Origin of the sequence: Stenotrophomonas sp., assembly GCF_032061965.1 — a bacterium.
GTDB lineage: Bacteria > Pseudomonadota > Gammaproteobacteria > Xanthomonadales > Xanthomonadaceae > Stenotrophomonas.
This window is the reverse complement of record NZ_DAMBEF010000024.1, coordinates 21,161-40,575: the sequence shown is the minus strand read 5'-3', so window position 1 is coordinate 40,575 and position 19,415 is coordinate 21,161. Positions and strand designations below refer to the sequence as shown.

20 protein-coding genes are annotated in these 19,415 nt (G+C 63.7%); all 20 read left to right on the top strand.

The genetic code is table 11. The features are described 5' to 3' along the window. Positions 1–132: 132 nt before the first annotated feature. The 20 genes from flgB (at position 133) to RT460_RS13030 (ending at position 19,345) form a co-directional block, all read left to right on the top strand. The gene (gene flgB, locus RT460_RS13125) at positions 133–534 is read left to right on the top strand and encodes a flagellar basal body rod protein FlgB (protein ID WP_313319407.1); all 402 of its coding nucleotides are present in this window, start codon (positions 133–135) and stop codon (positions 532–534) included. Positions 535–543: 9 nt separating this feature from the next. After that, on the top strand, positions 544–951 hold the full coding sequence (gene flgC, locus RT460_RS13120; protein WP_313319406.1) for a flagellar basal body rod protein FlgC: 408 nt from the start codon (positions 544–546) through the stop codon (positions 949–951). A gap of 23 nt (positions 952–974) precedes the next feature. After that, positions 975–1,646 carry a flagellar hook capping FlgD N-terminal domain-containing protein gene (locus RT460_RS13115; RefSeq protein WP_313319405.1) on the top strand — a complete coding sequence of 224 codons (672 nt, stop codon included), beginning with the start codon at positions 975–977 and terminating at the stop codon, positions 1,644–1,646. A gap of 32 nt (positions 1,647–1,678) precedes the next feature. Further along, on the top strand, positions 1,679–2,899 hold the full coding sequence (gene flgE, locus RT460_RS13110) for a flagellar hook protein FlgE (protein ID WP_313319404.1): 1,221 nt from the start codon (positions 1,679–1,681) through the stop codon (positions 2,897–2,899). Positions 2,900–3,081: 182 nt separating this feature from the next. Further along, positions 3,082–3,831: a flagellar basal body rod protein FlgF gene (locus RT460_RS13105; protein WP_313319403.1), complete on the top strand. Its 750-nt coding sequence runs from the start codon at positions 3,082–3,084 to the stop codon at positions 3,829–3,831. A 404-nt stretch (positions 3,832–4,235) separates the two neighbouring features. Then, a complete protein-coding gene (gene flgG / locus RT460_RS13100) occupies positions 4,236–5,021 on the top strand; it encodes a flagellar basal-body rod protein FlgG (RefSeq protein ID WP_313319402.1) in 786 nt (261 codons plus the stop codon). Between the two features lie 23 nt (positions 5,022–5,044). Beyond that, entirely contained in the window at positions 5,045–5,734 is a 690-nt protein-coding gene (gene flgH, locus RT460_RS13095) for a flagellar basal body L-ring protein FlgH (RefSeq protein WP_313319401.1), read from the top strand. A gap of 8 nt (positions 5,735–5,742) precedes the next feature. After that, positions 5,743–6,867: a flagellar basal body P-ring protein FlgI gene (locus RT460_RS13090; protein WP_313319400.1), complete on the top strand. Its 1,125-nt coding sequence runs from the start codon at positions 5,743–5,745 to the stop codon at positions 6,865–6,867. A gap of 1 nt (position 6,868) precedes the next feature. Further along, entirely contained in the window at positions 6,869–8,059 is a 1,191-nt protein-coding gene (flgJ, locus tag RT460_RS13085) for a flagellar assembly peptidoglycan hydrolase FlgJ (protein ID WP_313319399.1), read from the top strand. 11 nt (positions 8,060–8,070) lie between these two features. Further along, positions 8,071–9,948, top strand: coding sequence for a flagellar hook-associated protein FlgK (gene flgK / locus RT460_RS13080; protein WP_313319398.1), 1,878 nt, complete (start codon positions 8,071–8,073; stop codon positions 9,946–9,948). Continuing rightward, positions 9,945–11,147, top strand: a complete 1,203-nt coding sequence (gene flgL / locus RT460_RS13075) for a flagellar hook-associated protein FlgL (RefSeq protein WP_313319424.1) — start codon at positions 9,945–9,947, stop codon at positions 11,145–11,147. The genes flgK and flgL overlap by 4 nt, the downstream gene beginning before the upstream one ends. An 81-nt stretch (positions 11,148–11,228) precedes the next feature. After that, the gene (locus RT460_RS13070; protein WP_313319397.1) at positions 11,229–12,440 is read left to right on the top strand and encodes a flagellin; all 1,212 of its coding nucleotides are present in this window, start codon (positions 11,229–11,231) and stop codon (positions 12,438–12,440) included. A gap of 259 nt (positions 12,441–12,699) precedes the next feature. Next, positions 12,700–13,929 (top strand): flagellin, encoded by a 1,230-nt coding sequence (locus tag RT460_RS13065; RefSeq protein ID WP_313319396.1) that lies wholly within the window; start codon positions 12,700–12,702, stop codon positions 13,927–13,929. A 52-nt stretch (positions 13,930–13,981) separates the two neighbouring features. After that, positions 13,982–14,233, top strand: a complete 252-nt coding sequence (locus tag RT460_RS13060) for a hypothetical protein (RefSeq protein ID WP_313319395.1) — start codon at positions 13,982–13,984, stop codon at positions 14,231–14,233. 170 nt (positions 14,234–14,403) lie between these two features. Beyond that, positions 14,404–15,612: a flagellin gene (locus RT460_RS13055; protein WP_313319394.1), complete on the top strand. Its 1,209-nt coding sequence runs from the start codon at positions 14,404–14,406 to the stop codon at positions 15,610–15,612. A gap of 226 nt (positions 15,613–15,838) precedes the next feature. Beyond that, positions 15,839–17,200: a flagellar filament capping protein FliD gene (fliD, locus tag RT460_RS13050; RefSeq protein WP_313319393.1), complete on the top strand. Its 1,362-nt coding sequence runs from the start codon at positions 15,839–15,841 to the stop codon at positions 17,198–17,200. A gap of 131 nt (positions 17,201–17,331) precedes the next feature. Beyond that, positions 17,332–17,751 carry a flagellar export chaperone FliS gene (gene fliS, locus RT460_RS13045; RefSeq protein ID WP_313319392.1) on the top strand — a complete coding sequence of 140 codons (420 nt, stop codon included), beginning with the start codon at positions 17,332–17,334 and terminating at the stop codon, positions 17,749–17,751. Between the two features lie 4 nt (positions 17,752–17,755). Continuing rightward, positions 17,756–18,067, top strand: coding sequence for a hypothetical protein (locus tag RT460_RS13040; RefSeq protein ID WP_313319391.1), 312 nt, complete (start codon positions 17,756–17,758; stop codon positions 18,065–18,067). Further along, entirely contained in the window at positions 18,064–18,633 is a 570-nt protein-coding gene (locus RT460_RS13035) for a PilZ domain-containing protein (RefSeq protein ID WP_313319390.1), read from the top strand. The genes RT460_RS13040 and RT460_RS13035 overlap by 4 nt, the downstream gene beginning before the upstream one ends. 79 nt (positions 18,634–18,712) lie before the next feature. Further along, the gene (locus tag RT460_RS13030) at positions 18,713–19,345 is read left to right on the top strand and encodes a response regulator transcription factor (protein WP_313319389.1); all 633 of its coding nucleotides are present in this window, start codon (positions 18,713–18,715) and stop codon (positions 19,343–19,345) included. Positions 19,346–19,415 lie beyond the last annotated feature (70 nt).

Genomic DNA, 19,415 nt, shown 5'->3' with positions numbered 1-19,415 from the left:
CCACCCCGACAGGTCAGCGACCACCCACGATAAAGCGACCGGACGCGACTCGGCGTCACCTGCTCCGGCAGTGCCCCGGCTTCTGGCACGCCACTTGCACCATTCACGGCAACGTTCCGTGGGAGGTGGCGCATGGCCAACCTGATATCCGACTATCTGGGCATTCACGCCCAGGCGATGCCGCTGCGCGAGCAGCGCATGAAGCTGATCGCCAGCAACCTGAGCAATGCCGACACCCCGGGCTACAAGGCTCGCGATCTCGATTTCGACGCGGCGCTGCGTCAGGCGCAGGGCGTGGCCAGCGGCGCCAGCCTGACCGCCACCGCTGAGCAGCACTACGCCATCGGCAACGCAGACGGCCTCAACCCGTTCCAGGTGCTCCGCGAAGGTGCCCAGCCCAGCCTGGACGGCAATACCGTCGATCCGGACACCGAACGTGCCGCCTATGGTCGCGCCGCGCTGGAATACCGCGCCTCGCTGAGCTTCGTTGAATCCAAGGTCAAGACGATGTTGACCGCCATTACCGGCCAGTAAGGAACACGCATGAGTAACCTGCCCATTTTCGACATTGCCGGCTCGGCGCTGCAGGCGCAATCGGTGCGCATGAGCACCATTGCGTCCAATCTGTCCAATGCCGACTCCATCGCCGGCTCGCCCGAGGCGGTGTACAAGCCGCTGGAGCCGATCTTCCAGGCGGTCACCAGCCGCAACGATCCCAATCTCACCGGCGTACAGGTCAAGGAAATCGCCCAGAGCGATGCACCGCCGATCAAGCGCTATGAGCCCAACCATCCCTTGGCCGATGGCGAAGGTTATGTGTACTCGCCGGATGTCGACCCGGTCGCACAGATGGTCAACCTGATCTCCACCTCCCGCAACTACCAGGCCGGCGTGGAGATGCTCAGCACCGCCAAAGAGCTGGCCCTGGCCACGCTGACCATGGGCCGTTGAGGCCCGCAACTCCGGATACCCCCATGACCACCAGCGTCTCCTCCGACCTGTACAGCTCGCTTGGGCTCACTGCCCAAGCGTCCACCACTACCAAGAAGAACGACACCCTGGACCAGGCCGACTTCCTGAAGCTGATGACCACGCAGTTGCAGCATCAGGATCCGCTCAAGCCGATGGACAACAGCCAGATGGTCGCGCAGATGGCACAGCTGTCCACCGTGCAGGGCATCAGCGATCTCAATACGACGGTGGAAAGCTTCCAGACGGCAATGGCCAACGACCAGATCCTCAAGGGTGCCGGGCTGGTTGGCCACGAAGTGCTGGTGCCATCAACCAAGCTGGCACTGGAAACCGAAGGCGGCGCCAGTGGCACCGTGGCCGCGCCCAGTGGGGGCCAAGTCACCGTGGACATCACCGACGCCAACGGCGTCAAGGTCAAGAGCGTCAACGTTACCGCCGATGCGGCGGGTGAAGTGTCCTTCGACTGGGACGGCACCGACGCCGACGGCAAGCGCATGCCCGCCGGCAGCTACAGCATCACTGCCTCCCACACCGACACCAGTGGCGCCACCACGTCGCTCAGCACCTATGTGCAGGCCGCGGTCGAGAGCGTGACGGTAGGCACCGATGGGCTCTACCTCAACCTCAAGGGCCTGGGCTCGGCCCCGCTCGACTACGTGCTCCGCGTCAGCTGAGCCAACCCGACCAATCTGCCAGGAGTATCGCCATGGGCTTCAATGTTTCGCTGTCCGGCATCAATGCCGCCAACGCCGATCTGAACGTCACCGCCAACAATATCGCCAACGTCAACACCACCGGCTTCAAGGAGTCGCGGGCAGAGTTTGCCGACATGTTCAACTCCACCAGCTACGGTCTGGCGCGCAATGCCGTCGGCTCGGGCGTCCGCCAGAGCAACGTTGCCCAGCAGTTCGCGCAGGGCAATATCGACCAGACCGGTCGCAGCCTGGACATGGCCGTGGAAGGCGAAGGCTTCTTTACGCTGAGCCTGAACGGCAGCCGCGTCTATTCGCGTGCCGGCAACTTCCAGACCGACAACAATGGTTATGTGGTCAACCCGCAGGGAGCTCGCCTGCAGGTCTTCTCGCCAAGCGCCGACGGTACCCGCTTTGATGGCGCGCTGACCGATCTGCAGCTGCTCACTACCGACAGCCCCCCGCAGCAGACCAGCCTGGTCAACAGCACCTTCACCCTGCCGGCCAATGCGGAAGCACCGACGGTGACGCCGCTGGATCCGGCCAATGCCAACAGCTACAACCATTCAACCGGTGGCGTCACCGTCTACGACTCGCTGGGTGTCAGTCACACCCAGACGTCGTACTTCGTCAAGACCGCCAACGCCAACGAGTGGGAAGTGCACAACTATGTCGATGGCCAGGCCGCCGGCGCGCCGACACTGCTGCAGTTCTCCAACAGCGGCGCCCTGGTCAGCCCGGCCAACGGCACCATCGCGCTTGATCCCTACACCCCCAGCACCGGCGCTGGCGTACTCAACATGACCCTCGACGTAACCGGGTCCACCCAGTACGGCGAGAAGTTCGCGCTGCGCGATACGCGCCAGGATGGTTACGCCTCGGGCAAGCTCACCGAGATCAGCATCGCCGATGACGGCGTGGTGTACGCACGCTATTCCAATGGCGATGACAAAGCCCTGGGCCAGGTCGCACTGACCAACTTCAACAATCCGCAGGGCCTGCAGAACCTTGGCAACAACGTGTGGTCGGAAACCAACGCCTCCGGCAGCCCGCGTACCGGCGCACCGGACAGCTCAGACCTCGGCCAGATCCAGTCCGGTTCACTGGAGGCATCCACCGTTGATCTGACCGAGCAGCTGGTGAACATGATCGTGGCCCAACGCAACTTCCAGGCCAACGCACAGATGGTGTCCACGCAGGACCAGGTCACCCAGACCATCATCAACATCCGCTGAGGCCGGGAGGGGATCGGGATAGATGATTGGCCCGCACTGGGTCGGTTCCTTTCCCGCATCCTCCACTGTCTTTCCGCAGTCTTGGTCCTTCATGAAACGTTTTTGGTTGGCGTGCTGCTCCCGGCACCCCGCCAACCCTCCCGCATCAGCGTCCCCAATTCCGACTCCCGAATCCCTGCCCTATGGACAAAGCCCTCTACGTCGCCATGACCGGCGCCCGCGCCTCGCTGCAGGCCCAGGCCACGGTGTCGCACAACCTTGCCAACTCGGATACCCCGGGCTTCAAGGAGGCGTTGGCCAACACCGAGGCCTTCCGCATCCAGGGGCCGGGGTTCCCGTCGCGCGTGGACGCGTTGCATGTCGATGCCGGGTTCAACCGGCGCGTGGGTGCCCAGCAGATCACCGGCAATGCCCTGGACCTGTCGCTGCAACCCGGCAGCTGGTTGGCCGTGCAATCACCGGACGGCAGTGAGGCCTATACCCGCGGCGGCGCCTTGTCGTTGACGCCCAACGGCCAGCTGGTCACCGCGGAAGGCAATGCGGTACTGGACGACAACGGCAACCCGGTCGCCATACCGCCACACCAGGCGATCGAAATCGGCCATGACGGCACGCTGTCGATCATCCCCCTGGGCGAAGGCCCGCAGACCATGGCCATGATCGGCCGCCTGCGCGTGGTCGATGCGCCTGACGACCGGCTGCAGCGGGGCCTGGATGGCTTGATGCGCAAGACCGACCCGCAACAGGCTTTCGCCCAGACCCAGGGCAAGGCCCTGGATAGCGGCATGCTGGAATCCAGCAATGTTGATGCCGCCGGCGCATTGGTACAGATGATCCAGCTGCAGCGTCAGTTTGAAATGCAGGTCAAAGTAATCAAGCACGGCGACGAAAACGCGCGCAGTGCCAATAGCCTGTTGCGACTGAATGGTTAAGCAATTCGGCATACCAAGCCGCCCGATCATCAAACACTGATCAAAGCACCGCTCGAAGCCCTTCTGCCCGTGCGGGCGAGGGTTTGGGGAGCCGGTGCTCCCAGCTTCAAGTCTCCGTTGCCCACACGTCTGGCAGCGCAGCCCTGCCTACGGGTCTCGCATGCCGTACGCCTGGCCGCCACCTGCTTGGCAGCCAAGCTTCGCCTGCGCAAAAAGCACGACGCCTGCGCACGTCAGTGCAGCAAGCAACACCCTCGTTTCCAGAGTACTGCTGGAAGCCGTGCCGCAGCCAACCGACTGCCCCTCCGATGCCGCCAGCATCCCGTCACCCGGTTCTGGCACGCCGCATGCATTGCACTGGACAAGGGCCGAAAGGCCGGCACCAGCAGCAGAGGAAGCACACCATGAATCAGGCACTGTGGGTCGCCAAGACCGGCCTGGATGCACAGCAGACGCGCATGTCGGTTGTGTCCAACAACCTGGCCAACACCAACACCACAGGCTTCAAGCGCGATCGCGCCAGCTTTGAAGACCTGCTGTACCAACAGGTGCGTCAGCCGGGTGGTTCTTCTTCGGCACAGACCCAGCTTCCGACCGGCCTGCAGTTGGGCACCGGCGTCCGCGTGGTGGCGACGTCCAAGCATTTCGAACAGGGCAGCCAGCAGCAGACCGGTCGCGCGCTCGACGTCATGGTCAATGGTCGCGGTTTCTTCGAAGTGATGATGCCAGACGGCAGTTCGGCATATACGCGCGACGGCAGCTTCCAGATCAACGCCCAGGGCGAGCTGGTGACGAACAGTGGCTACCCGGTGCAACCGGGCATCCAGGTACCCGAAGGCGCGCAGTCGATGACCATCGGCAACGACGGCACGATCAGCGTACAGATGGCAGGTGAAGCCGCGTCGGTCGAAATCGGTTCCCTGACGCTGACCGATTTCATCAACCCGGCCGGCCTGCAGTCCAAGGGCGAAAACCTGTACCTGGAAACCACCGCTTCGGGTCCCGCCCAGAACGGCACGCCGGGCCTGAACGGTCTTGGCAGTGTCGTGCAGGGTGCGTTGGAAGGCAGCAACGTCAATGTCGTGGAAGAGCTGGTGTCGATGATCGAAACCCAGCGCGCCTACGAAATGAACGCCAAGGCGATCTCCACCACCGACTCCATGCTCGGCTATCTCAACAACAACGTCTGACCGGGCGCCCGAGGATCAACGTCATGCACCCTACCCGCTCCATGTCCCTGCTCTGTGCCACGCTGTGCATCGCCCTCACCGGTGGATGCACGTTGGCCGGTGACGTGCGCCCCTACCAGCCGATGGCACCGATCCAACCGATCATCGCCCCGTCGGCGGCGCCGAGCGCTGGCGCGATCTATGCCGCAGGCCCGGGATTGAACCTGTACGGTGATCGTCGTGCGCGTGACGTCGGCGACCTGCTGACCATCACCCTGGTCGAGAACACCACCGCGACCACCACCGCCAGCACGGCGATCAGCAAGAAGTCGGATATCGAGATGGGCACGCCCACCTTGTTCGGCGCACCGGTCACGCTTGGCGGCAAGGACATCCTCGGCGCCTCGGCGGCGTCGGACCGCGACTTCAGCGGCAAGGGCAACAGCGCGCAGAGCAACCGCCTGCAGGGCAGCCTGACGGTCACCGTGATCCAGCGCCTGCCCAACGGCAACCTGGTCGTGCAGGGCCAGAAGAACCTGCGACTGAACCAGGGCGATGAACTGGTGCAGATCCAGGGCATCGTCCGCGCCGCCGACATCGCTGCCGACAACACGATTGCTTCCAGCAAGGTCGCAGACGCGCGCATCGCCTATGGCGGGCGTGGCGCCGTGGCGCAGTCCAATGCGATGGGCTGGCTGGGCCGCTTCTTCAACTCGGCGTTCGCGCTGTTCTGAACATGACCATGCGTATTCCTTCCTTTCTCCATTGCGCGCTGCTGGCCCTGGCTTCGGCATTGTCGTTCTGCGCTGCCCTGCCCGCCCATGCTGAACGCATCAAGGACCTGGCCCAGGTGGGTGGCGTGCGCGGCAACGCGCTGGTCGGCTACGGCTTGGTGGTTGGCCTGGATGGCAGCGGCGACCGCACCAGCCAGGCACCCTTCACCGTACAGAGCCTGAAGAACCTGCTGGGCGAGCTGGGCGTCAATGTGCCGGCGAATGTAAACCCGCAGCTGAAGAACGTCGCTGCCGTTGCCATTCACGCCGAACTGCCGCCTTTTGCCAAGCCTGGCCAGACCATCGACATCACCGTGTCCTCGATCGGCAATGCGGTGTCCTTGCGCGGCGGCTCGTTGCTGATGGCACCGCTGAAAGGTGCCGATGGCCAGGTCTATGCCATTGCGCAGGGGAATCTGGTGGTGGGTGGCTTTGGCGCACAAGGCAAGGATGGTTCGCGGGTGTCGGTCAATATCCCGAGCGTGGGCCGTATCCCCAGTGGTGCAACGGTTGAACGTGCACTACCCGATGTCTTCGGTGCCAGCGGCGAGATCACCCTGAACCTGCATCAGAATGATTTCACCACCGTCTCGCGCATGGTCAGCGCGCTCAACGCCACGTTCGGCGAAGGCGCAGCGCGTGCGGTCGACGGTGTCACCGTCGCAGTGAACGCGCCGACCGATCCCGGTGCACGCATCGGCATGCTGGCGCGTATCGAGAATGTCGAGCTGTCCCCGGGCGCGGCGCCGGCGCGTGTGGTCGTCAACTCCCGTACCGGCACGGTCGTGATCGGTGCGCAGGTTCGGGTGGGTGCGGCGGCCATTTCCCACGGATCGTTGACGGTGACCGTCAGTGAGTCGGCGCAGGTCAGTCAGCCCAACGCCTTCGGTGGCGGCCAGACCGTCGTCACCCCGCAATCCACCATCACCGCCAGCAACGAAGGCAGCCGCATGTTCCGTTTCGACGGCGGCGCCACCCTGGACGAGATCGTGCGTGCGGTGAACGAGGTGGGGGCCGCGCCAGGCGACCTGATTGCGATCCTGGAGGCCTTGAAACAGGCCGGCGCACTGAGTGCCGAGCTGGAGGTCATCTGACATGCGCATCGCCGCCGCCCCGCTCGATCTGAATCAAACCACGAGCAACGATCCGGCACGGATCGACAAGGTTGCGCGCCAGCTTGAAGGCCAGTTCGCGCAGATGCTGATCAAGAGCATGCGCGAAGCCAGCTTTGGCGACTCCTTGTTCCCGGGTGAGAACAAGATGTTCCGCGAGATGTATGACCAGCGCATCGCCGAGGCAATGACACGGGGCCGTGGCTTGGGCCTGTCTTCGATGATTGCCCGTCAACTTGGCGGCGACGCGTCGGCGCAGGCACTGGATCCGGCGATCAAACCGGAGGCTGCTGCCCGCGCCTATCGCTTGGCCAGCCCGGACGCCACCGCCCTGCCGCTTCGCGATGACAAGCCTGCCTTGCTTGATCCCCTGCAAGGCATGCCCGGCAGCGAGCGCTCCGCCCTGCTCGACCCGCAGGTCCAGGCGCTGGATCTGATTGCTGGACGCGAAAGCAGCCAGATGCATGCCGCCTTGGGCAACAACGATCCTTACGCCAGCGTCGATCCGTTGGCGGGCGAGGCCGACTGGTCAGCGGCAAGCAATGACCGTTGGACCAAGGTCTCGGCCGCGGAACGTGGCGGTGCGGTGGACACCACCACCGCCGACCTGGCCGCCAACCAACTGGGAACGCACACGCCGGAAGGCTTCGTCGCCAGCGTATGGCCGCATGCCGAACGCGCCGCGCGCGAGCTCGGTGTGGACCCACGCGCTCTGGTGGCGCAGGCAGCGCTGGAGACCGGCTGGGGCAAGCGCCATATCAAGCGCGACAACGGTGGCAGCAGCCACAATCTGTTTGGCATCAAGGCCACCGGCTGGACCGGCGAACGCGCCACGACCGGTACGCACGAATACGTCAACGGTCAGCGCCGCAATGAAGTTGCCAGCTTTCGCGCCTATGGTTCGGTGGCGGAGAGCTTCAGTGACTACGTACGGATGCTGAAAAACAGTCCGCGTTACCAGTCCGCACTCAAGGCCGGCAGCGATGTGCGTGGTTTTGCACAGGGCTTGCAACGAGCCGGCTATGCCACCGATCCCGCCTACGCCAACAAGATCGCCGCCATCGCCGCCGGTCCGACCATCGAGCGCGCCGTCGCCGCCATCGGTGATGCCGGCCTGCGCCTGGGCCAGACCTTTGCAAGTGCAGCCGGCGTGACCGGCCTTACCCGTCGCTGAGATAGCCGTCCATGTCCAATGTTCTTTCCACCGGTACCAGTGCGCTGATCGCTTTCCAGCGGGCCCTGTCCACCGTCAGCCACAACGTGGCCAATATCAATACCGACGGCTATAGCCGTCAAAAGGTCGACTTTGCCACACGCAATTCGACCGACATGGGCTATGGCGATGTCGGCAATGGCACCAAGATCACGGATATCCGCCGGGTAGCCGACCAGCTGGCCATCTCTCGCCTGCTGGACAGCAGCGGCGAGCTGGCGCGGCTGCAGCAGCTGTCATCGATGGCCGATCGCGTGGACACCTTGTTCTCCGATACGGCTACCAATATCAACGGCGTCTGGTCCAACTTCTTCGACTCGATCAACGGCCTGGCGTCCAATGCCGCGGGTACGGCTGACCGTCGCGACGTACTGGACAACGCATCCACGCTGGTTGCCCGCTACAAGCAACTCAACAGCAACCTGGATACGCTCAATACCGAAGTCAACAACGGCCTGATCGCGGGGACCACCGAGGTCAATCGCCTGGCCAAGGAAATCGCCCAGCTCAACGGTGCCATCGGCAGCGACGCCAACGCAGCGTCGCCGGACCTGCTGGACCGGCGCGACCAGTTGATCTCCCAGCTGGTCGGCTATACCGGCGGGACGGCAGTGATCCAGGACGGCGGCATCATGAACGTCTATACCGCGGGCGGACAGGCGCTGGTCGTCGGCACCACCGCGTCCGAGATCACCACCGCCCCCGACCCCTACCAGCCCGAACGCCTGCAGCTGGCAATCAAGACGCAGGGCGTAACCGTCACCGTCGACAACAAATCCGTTGGCGGCCAGATGGGCGGCCTGCTGGAGTTCCGTGACAGCGTACTGACACCGGCACAGGCCGAACTCGGTCGCCTTGCCGTCGGCATGGCGCTGCAGTTCAACCAGGCCCATGGTGAAGGCATGGACCTCTATGGGGACATGGGTAGCGACTTTTTCAACATCGGTGCACCCAAGATCACTGCCAATACCGGCAATGCCGGTAGCGTCAGCCTGACCGCGAGCTACGGCGATACCACCGCGTTGGATGGACAGCCGCTGCTGATCAAGTTCAACGGCAGCAGCTGGGAAGCCAGTCGCGCCGACACCGGCGCGGGCGTGGCGATGACCGGCAGCGGTACAACCGCGGACCCCTTCGTTATCAACGGTGTGCAATTCGTGGTCAGTGGCAGTGCCGCAGCCAATGACCGCTTCCTGCTGCAACCCACCGGCGGCGCCATCAATGGCCTGTCGGTTGCGATCACCGACCCGTCCCGTATTGCCGCCGCAAATCCGATCAAGGCCGGCGCGGACCTGGGCAATACCGGTACCGGCGTGCTGGGCAAGCTGGACGTCACCAATGTGGACGACCCGGCGCTGCTCAATGCGGCCAGCATCGAGTTCATCGATGCCAACCAATACACGATCGATGGCAACGGCCCCTTCGCGTATACCGCCGGCCAGACCATCAGCGCCAACGGCTGGAGCGTGGTGCTGGACGGCAAGCCCGCCGCAGGTGACAGCTTCAACGTCGGCCGCACCGCAGCCGGCTCAAGTGACAACGGAAATGCCAGCCGCCTGGCGGCGGTAGAAGACGCCAAGGTCTTCAGCGCCGGCACCGTCACCCTCAATGGCGCACTCGGGGGCCTGACCACCCAGGTCGGCTCGGCGGCGCGCGCAGCCAGCTATTCGTTGCAGGCCCAGCAGGTCATCAATGACAACGCGCAGGCCAGCCGCGACTCCATCTCCGGTGTGAACCTGGACGAGGAAGCCGCCGACATGCTGCGGCTGCAGCAGGCTTACCAGGCTGCGTCACAGCTCATCTCAACGGCCGACACCATGTTCCAGACAATCCTCAAGGCGGTGGGCTGATGAATCGCATTTCCAGCAACATGATGTACGACCAGTCGGTGGCGCTGATGCTGTCCAAGCAGAGCAAGCTCAACCACCTGGAGCAGCAGTTGGCCACCGGCAAGAAGATCGTCAGCGCCAAGGACGACCCGGTTGCCTCCGGCACAGCGGTTGGCATGGATCGCGTCCTGGCCGAACTGGAAAAACTCGGCAGCAACGCCAGTACCGTGCAGAACCGCCTTGGCCTGCAGGAAAATGCGTTGGCAGAAGCAGGCGAACTGCTGCAGCGCGTCTCGGACCTGACGATCCAGTCCAACAATGCCGCACTGTCGGCCGATGACCAGAAAGCGATCTCGACCGAACTGCGCTCCATAAAGGAACAGATGCTTGCCTTGGCAAATACCAAGGATGGCAGCGGCCGCTATCTGTTCGGTGGCGCCGCCGATGCCGATGCCCCGTTCACTGCAAGCAATGGCAGCATCACCTACAACGGCGACCAGACCCAGCGCCAGGTCGAGGTAGCACCGGGTACCTTCGTCAGTGATGCCTTGCCAGGCAGCGAGATCTTCCTGCGTATACGCACCGGCAACGGGACCGTCGACGGCAGTGCCGCTGCCGGCAACACCGGCCAGGCCGTGCTCACCGACATCAGCCGCGACGGCTCCGGCAGCTGGGATGGCAACAGCTACACCCTGCGTTTCACCGGCAGTGACAGCTACGACGTACTCGATGCCAACAACGCCGTCATCGGGACCGGCACCTACAGCAGTGGCGACGATATTCTCGTCCAGGGCCTGCGGGTAAAAATCGAAGGTGAGCCAGCTGCAGGTGACAGCTTCACGGTCGGCGCTGCCGGTACTCGTGACGTATTCACCACCATCGACCGGCTGGTGCAAACCCTGGAAATGGATACCACCACTCTGGCCGGTGTCACCGCCCAGCAGAACGGCCTGCAGGCCAGTCTGCGCGATGTGTCGCGGGCCGCTGAAGCAATGATCGATGCACGGGCGGCCGGTGGTTCGCAGCTCAAGGCTGTCGATGATGCAGCATCCCTGCGCGAGGCCAATTCGGTCACGTTGCAGACCTCCCTGTCGCAAATGCGCGACCTCAACTATGCCGAAGCCATCGGGCAATACCAGCTCGAGGGTGCGGCACTGCAGGCGGCCCAGACGATCTTTACCCAGATGCAGTCGATGTCGCTGTTCAACATGATCCGCTGATCCCCATAACGGCAGGTCGCCTGCCTTCCCTACCCGCGTCCACTGAAAAGCTGGCAAGAACGAACATAACGGAGAAGTCCCATGGCACAAGTAATCAACACCAACGTGATGTCGCTGAACGCTCAGCGCAACCTCAACACCAGCGGCGCCAGCCTGTCGACCAGCATCCAGCGCCTGTCCTCGGGCCTGCGCATCAACAGCGCCAAGGACGACGCTGCCGGGCTGGCGATCTCCGAGCGCTTCACCACCCAGATCCGCGGCCTGGACGTTGCTGCACGCAACGCCAACGATGGCATCTCGCTGGCACAGACCGCTGAAGGCGCGATGGTCGAAATCGGCAACAACCTGCAGCGCATCCGCGAGTTGGCCGTGCAGTCGGCCAATGCATCCAACTCGGCTTCCGACCGCGAAGCGTTGAACGCCGAAGTCAACCAGTTGGTTGCGGAAATCGACCGCGTCTCGCGCCAGACCAACTTCAACGGCACCGCGCTGCTGGATGGCAGCTTCGCCGGCGCCCTGTTCCAGGTGGGCGCCGATGCCGGCCAGACCATCGGCATCAACAGCCTGGTCAATGCCCGCGCGAACGAGATCGGCAAGAGCTACTTCGCCAATGACTTCGTAGCCAATGCGGCACCGGCCGTCGCTACCACGACGGCGGGCACCCTCACCGGCCTGCAGCTGACCGTTACCGACGCCGACGGCAATGCCACCGCGATCACCATCGACGACATCGACTACAAGGCGGGCGCGACCGATAAGGAAATTGCAACTGCCGTTGCCCAGGCATTCAACGCCAAGCTCGACCAGACCGGTATCTATGCCAAGACCAATGCAGCCGGTGAACTGACCCTGGCCTCGGTCAAGGGCGGCCAGACGTTTGCCGTCGCTGCCGGCACCGGTGCCGGTGCCTCTACCCTGGCCGATTACGGCCTGGTCGGCGCTGCAGCCACGGCTGGCCAGCTGTCCACCACCGCCGTGGCCGCACAGGACCTGGACATCACCACCTTCGAAGGTTCGCAGCGGGCCATGGACATCGTCGACGCCGCACTGACCGCGGTGAGCTCCTCGCGGGCGGAGATGGGTGCGCTGCAGAACCGCTTCACCTCCACCATCGCCAACCTCAACACCACCTCGGAGAACCTGTCGGCCTCGCGCAGCCGTATCCGCGATACCGACTACGCCAAGGAAACCGCCGAGCTGACCCGCACGCAGATCCTGCAGCAGGCCGGCACCGCCATGCTGTCCCAGGCAAACACGTCGACCCAGAACGTGCTGAGCCTGCTGCAGCAGTAAGGCGACAAACCGGCTCCACGACAAGGCCCCTCCAACGAGGGGCCTTGTCGTTCATGGCCCTGCCATCGCGCCACCAGCGCCCCTCCCCCGTCCGACAGGAACCGCCACTCCCGCCGCTGGACTTGCTCTTTGACAGGCTAAAGCCACGCCAACCTGTGCCGTTATTGGTATCAGCAGCGGCAACGGCTCACGGCCCCTCCTCTGCGTAGGCACCGATGCCCACCAGGGCCGGAACAAACGTCAAAAAGGAATCGCCACCATGGCTCAAGTAATCAATACCAACGTGATGTCGCTGAACGCCCAGCGCAACCTCAACACCAGCGGCAGCAGCCTGGCCAACAGCATCCAGCGCCTGTCCTCGGGCCTGCGCATCAACAGCGCCAAGGACGATGCCGCCGGCCTGGCCATCTCCGAGCGTTTCACCACCCAGATCCGCGGCCTGGACGTTGCCACCCGCAACGCCAACGACGGCATTTCGCTCGCCCAGACCGCCGAAGGCGCGATGGTCGAAATCGGCAACAACCTGCAGCGCATCCGTGAGCTGGCCGTACAGTCGGCCAACGCCACCAACTCGCAGAGCGACCGTGACGCGCTGAACGCCGAAGTCAACCAGCTGGTCAGCGAAATCGACCGTGTTTCCCGCCAGACCAACTTCAACGGCACCAAGCTGCTGGACGGTTCGTTCTCCGGCGCGCTGTTCCAGGTCGGTGCCGATGCTGGCCAGACCATCGGCATCAATACCATCGTCAACGCCCGTGCCGATGCGCTGGGCGGCGTCACCTTTGACAGCAACAAGTTCACCGTCGGCGCGCCGGCCAACGCCGCCGCCAATGGCGACATCACCATCAAGGGCATGAAGATCACCGGTTCGGATGGCACTGCCTACACCCTGAGCAACATCTCGGTGAAGGCCGGCGTCGACCCGGCGGCTACCCAGGAGGCCGCTGCCAAGGCCATTGCCGCCGCCATCAACGAGAAGATGGACCAGTCCGGCGTGTACGCGGAAGTCGACGGCACGACCGCAGGCCAGGTCAACCTGACCTCGGTGACCAACTCGATCGCAAGCGATGGCAGCTACAAGGGCATCGCCCTCACTGCCGGCACCTGGACCGGCGCGGTTACCACCGGTCCGACCATGACCGCCAACACGGCCGCAACCACCACGGCAACCTCCCAGTTCGCCAACGACCTGGATATCTCCAGCGTTTCCGGCGCTCAGCAGGCGCTGTCGATCGTCGACAAGGCGCTGACCTCGGTGAACTCCTCGCGCGCCGACATGGGTGCGATCCAGAACCGTTTCACCTCCACCATCGCCAACCTGAGCACGACCTCGGAGAACCTGTCGGCATCGCGCAGCCGCATCCGCGATACCGACTATGCCAAGGAAACTGCCGAGCTGACCCGCACGCAGATCCTGCAGCAGGCCGGCACTGCAATGCTGTCGCAGGCCAACAGCTCCACGCAGAACGTGCTGAGCCTGCTGCAGTAATTCGCAGGCACAGCTGCAACAAAAGGGCCCTGTCGCAAGACAGGGCTCTTTCATGTCCAAAGCCAGCCTGACGCCCCATCGCTTCGGTGTGCCGAGCCATGCGCGGCAGATCAGCGAAGCGGCGCTCAAGAAAGTACAAGCATGGACACCCGAGCCCAAGCGCACGCCCCATCCAAAGGCCAGCAAGCAGCACGCCTGCTCACCAGATCAATCGAAATTTGCCGTGGCTACCTCGGCAATTGCCGCCCCCCTGAAACAAAGCGCGCTTAGACCTTCGCGCCACCCGAACCTGACTGGTTTCTGACGGCTTTCCTACGCCCATCGCAGCTGATTTGAAGCACAAACAAGCTGTTTTCAACTAAAGCCTTCCGCAACGCTGCCGTTATCACTATCAGCACCTGCAGTGGCCTACCGCCCTGCCAATCCGCTTCCAGGCGCGGTGCTGGATTCCCCTTCACACAGGACGCAGCCACCATGGCACAAGTAATCAATACCAACGTGATGTCGCTGAATGCTCAGCGCAACCTGAACACCAGCGGCAGCAGCCTGGCCAACAGCATCCAGCGCCTGTCCTCTGGCCTGCGCATCAATAGCGCCAAGGACGATGCCGCCGGCCTGGCCATCTCCGAGCGTTTCACCACCCAGATCCGCGGCCTGGACGTTGCCACCCGCAACGCCAACGACGGCATTTCGCTCGCCCAGACCGCCGAAGGCGCGATGGTCGAAATCGGCAACAACCTGCAGCGCATCCGTGAGCTGGCCGTGCAGTCGGCCAACGCCACCAACTCGCAGAGCGACCGTGACGCGCTCAACGCCGAAGTCAACCAGTTGGTCAGCGAGATCGACCGCGTTTCCCGCCAGACCAACTTCAACGGCACCAAGCTGCTCGACGGTTCGTTCTCCGGCGCACTGTTCCAGGTCGGTGCCGATGCTGGCCAGACCATTGGCATCAATACCATCGTCAACGCCCGTGCCGATGCGCTGGGCGGTTCCAAGTTCAGCTCCGGCACCCTGAGCACCGCCGTGACCGCCGGCAAGGGCGTCAACATCACCGATATGGTGATCACCGGCACCGACGGCAAGGACGTGACCCTGGGCAACATTTCGGTAGCAGCGGGCGCCACGGATGCCGACACCAAGGCCAGCGTCGCCAAGGCAATTGCAGCCGCCGCGAACGAAAAGATGGACCAGACCGGCGTGTATGCGAGCGTCGACAAGACCGACGCCACCAAGGTGGTGTTCACGTCGATCAAGGACGACACCGACGGTGAAGTCGCTGTCGATGCCGGTACGTGGAAGGACGACGACACCGCTGCAGCAGCCGTCACGGGTGTAACCGATCCCACCATCGCCGTCGCCACCAGCGCCAGCTACGCCAACGACTTGGACATCTCCAGCATCGCCGGCGCCCAGCAGGCCTTGTCGATCGTCGACTCCGCCCTGACTGCGGTCAACAGCTCGCGCGCCGACATGGGTGCGATCCAGAACCGCTTCACCTCCACCATCGCCAACCTGAGCACGACCTCGGAGAACCTGTCGGCCTCGCGCAGCCGTATCCGCGACACCGACTATGCCAAGGAAACCGCTGAGCTGACCCGCACGCAGATCCTGCAGCAGGCCGGCACCGCCATGCTGTCCCAGGCCAACAGCTCGACCCAGAACGTGCTGAGCCTGCTGCAGTAATCGCGGGCGGCACGGTGTGAATGACGGGGCCGCTTCAGCTGGAGCGGCCCCGTCTTCGTTCCGCCACCGGCACAGGTCCCAAGCACCGGTTGGCACGGCTCTTGCCTGCTCACCTGCAACTACCACCAGGTGGCAGCCAGGCCTAAAGCCGGGGCTGTCACGGCCGATACCCGATGCATGCCCTCAACGGGCCAGGCACAGGTCGACGCCACTGCAGGGATAAACCATGGCACTCAGCACCATAGGCTCCGGCCTTGATGTACCCACCCTCGTCTCACAGCTTGTTGCGGCCGAGCGTGCACCGACCGAAAACCGCATCAACAACCAAGGCACCGCTGCCACCGCCAAGCTGTCGGCGCTGGGCAACATCAAGAGCTCCTTGAGCAGCCTGCAGAGCAGCCTGACCAGCCTTGGCAAAAGCGCCAGCATCCCCAGCTACAAGACCACGGTCGCCGATACCTCGGCGTTCTCGGCCAGCATCGTTACCGACTCCAGCACCGGCAAGACCCTGGCCAGCGCCGGCAGTTACAGCGTTGAAGTTGTCAGCCTTGCACAGTCGCAGAAGCTCAGCTCGGCGGCCTATGCCAAGGACGCGGCGGTGGGCGACGGCACCTTGACGGTGGCCTGGGGTGAGCAATCGCTCGACGTCGAGATACCGGAAGGCAGCACCCTGGCCGATATCGCCGCCGCCATCAACAAGGCAGCCGGCGGCAACGGGGTCAATGCCAGCGTCATCACTGCCGATGACGGCCAGCACCTGGTCCTGAATGCCGTCAATGCAGGTACCGAAGGCGCCTTGACGCTTACCAGCAGCGGCGGCAATGGCGGCCTTGACGGGTTGACCTGGAATGGCACTACTGGCGGCCTGAGCCAGACAACGGCGCCCAGCGACGCGGTGGTCCGCGTCGACGGCCATGAACGCACTTCCAGCAGCAACACGATCTCCGACCTGGTCCCCGGCGTCACCTTGACCTTGAGCAAGGCCACCGCTGGCACCACCACAACCTTGACCATCGCCAAGGACAACACCACCCTCAAGACCAACCTGCAGGCGTTCGTGGCCGCCTACAACTCGACGGTGAGCCTGCTCAAGTCCTCCAGCACCTACGACAGCACCACCGATACCGCATCGACCCTGACAGGCGACTCGCTGGTGCGTGGCATCCAGCAACAGCTGCGTGGTCAGGTCAGTGGCAACGTCGTCCAGCTCAAGGCCTTGGGCGTGTCGATCAACAAGGACGGCACCCTGAGCATGGACAGCGCCAGCTTCGACAAGGCGGTTGCCGCTGATCCGGCATCCGTCGACAAGCTGCTGGGCACCAGCGGCTCGCTGTACAGCTCGATGTCCAGCATGCTCAAGAATCAGTTGGACAGCACCACCGGCACCCTGGTGCAGCGCACCGACAGCCTCAACAAGCAGATCAAGAAGCTCGAAAGTGATCTGGACGCACTGGACAAGCGCATGGAGGCAGTCTCCGCCCGCTATACCGCGCAGTTCACCGCGATGGATACGCTGGTAACGCAGATGCAGAGCACCAGTGATTACCTGACCGAGCAGCTGTCTGCGTTGAAGTCATCCAAATCCTGATCATGAATCAGCGACCCGGGCCCAGCCCTGGCCGCGGGCAGCATCTGTAAACACCCGCATTGCTGCGCCTGCGCCTGTCAGGTCAACGCCTTCGCGCTGACCTGGCACCGCAAGCCACAAGGAGACACACCATGTACAGCACCAACCGCCAGTACGCCGAGCACTACCGAAAGGTCGGCGTCACCACCCGCGTCAATGACGCTGATCCGCACAAGCTGGTGGCGTTGCTGCTGGGTGGCGCCTGCGAGCGCATCCGCCTGGCGGTGGCCTGCCTTGCGCAGAACGACCAGGCGCGCAAGGGCAAAGCCATTGGCGAGGCCTGCGCCATCGTTGGCCACCTCAGCGGCTCCCTCGACCACGAAGCCGGCGGCGAGATTGCTGACAATCTGGCCGCGTTGTATGACTATGTCTCGCGCAGGTTGACCGAAGGGAACCTGCACAACGATGCCGACGCCTTGCAGGAATGCCTGCATCTGCTGGGTGAAATAGAGGGCGCTTGGAATGCGATCCCCGTCGGTCAGCGCGGCATGCCGCCCAACAAGGATGCTTGATGCCATGACATCGGATACCCCAACGTCATTGCAGGCGTTGCAGCTGGATCTGGAACAGCTCAAGAACGCCATTGCGGCCGAAGATCATGCGTTGGCGCAGCAGATCATTTCCGCCCATGACCAACGCCTGCGCGCCCATGTCAATGACCGCGGCAGCAGCCTGGACCCGGCCGCACTGCAAGGTGTCCTGCAGGAGCAGCACGCTCTTACGTTGATGATGTGCCAACTGCGCGATGAAGCTGCAGACCACTTGCGCCAGGAGCGTCAGTCCAGCCGCGTCGCCAGCGCCTACCAGCAGGCCGGTCAGCTCGCATGAACGCCATGGATCCCGCCGCGACCGCGGAAGCGGAACTGTTCGATGACGTACTCAGCTGTGACCTGGTGCTGCCCGCGCAGTTTCTGCCCGGCGCTGAGGTAAAGCGTCCTGGCGCCTCGGAAATGCTGCTGCGTAGCGTCGCCATGGTCGAGGACGCGCGCACAACAGACGATGGCGAAGAACGCACGGACAACAGCGCCCAGCTGCAGCGTCTGGAAGCACGCATGGATCTGGTGCTGGTGCTGCTGGGCAGACTGCTGCAGGACAGCGTCCAAGCGCCAGCAAGCACGGCACTGCGCTGGTCCCGTCGCGGTCTGCGGATCGATCAGGCAGCCCCGCGCGCGCCGGAAGCAGGCACAACCGGTGTACTGCGGCTGCAACCTGCCGAGTGGTTGCCTGACCAGATCGAACTGCCTGTTACGGTCCTGGCCACGGCGGAGTCCGTGCAAGGTTGCCAACTCTGGTTGCGCCTGGATCCTGTCAGCGAGCCGCTTGCTTCCGCACTGGACAAGCACCTGTTCCGCCTGCATCGCAAGCAGATCGCAGACAGCAGGCGAAACCGTTGAGCACCCCCTACTTTTGGCCTGCTGGCGCGCTGACGGTGGCTCGGCTAAGGTGCAGTCTCTTCTATTCAGCTTATTTCCCGTGCGCGTTCTGATTGTCGATGACCACACACTTGTCCGCGCCGGCCTCACCCGCTTGCTGCAGACCTTTGACGGTGTCCAGGTGGTCGCCGAAGCCAGCAATGCCGATCAGGCCTTGGAAATGGCGCTGTTCCACGTCCCGGACCTGGTGTTGATGGATCTGTCGCTGCCCGGCCGCAGCGGCCTGGAAGCCTTGACCGACATCCGCATGCGCCTGCCGCACGCGCGCATCGTGGTGATGTCCATGCACGACGACAGTGCGCATGTCCGCGATGCGCTGGATCGCGGCGCTGCCGGCTTCATCGTCAAGGACGCCGCTCCGGCAGAACTGGAATTGGCATTGCGCGCCGCCCATAACGGGCAGATTTTCCTGAGCCCGCATATATCGGCAAAGATGCTTGCCCCGCTGATCAGCCGCGAGCGCCCCACCGGCGTTGACGCCTTGTCGCCGCGACAGAAGGAAATCCTGCGGCGGCTGGGGGGTGGCCAGACCACCAAGGAGATCGCCGCCGAGCTGGGAATCAGCGTCAAGACGGTGGAAACCCACCGGGCGCGGATGATGGAAGCGCTGGGTTGTCGGCGCGCCAACGAGCTGTTGCTGCTGGCTGTGCGCCACGAAAACGACTTGAACTGATCATTACGGCACATCGGATTTGCTGCGGGTCACAAAATCGGATTTCCGGCACCGCAAATCAATCGGCAAA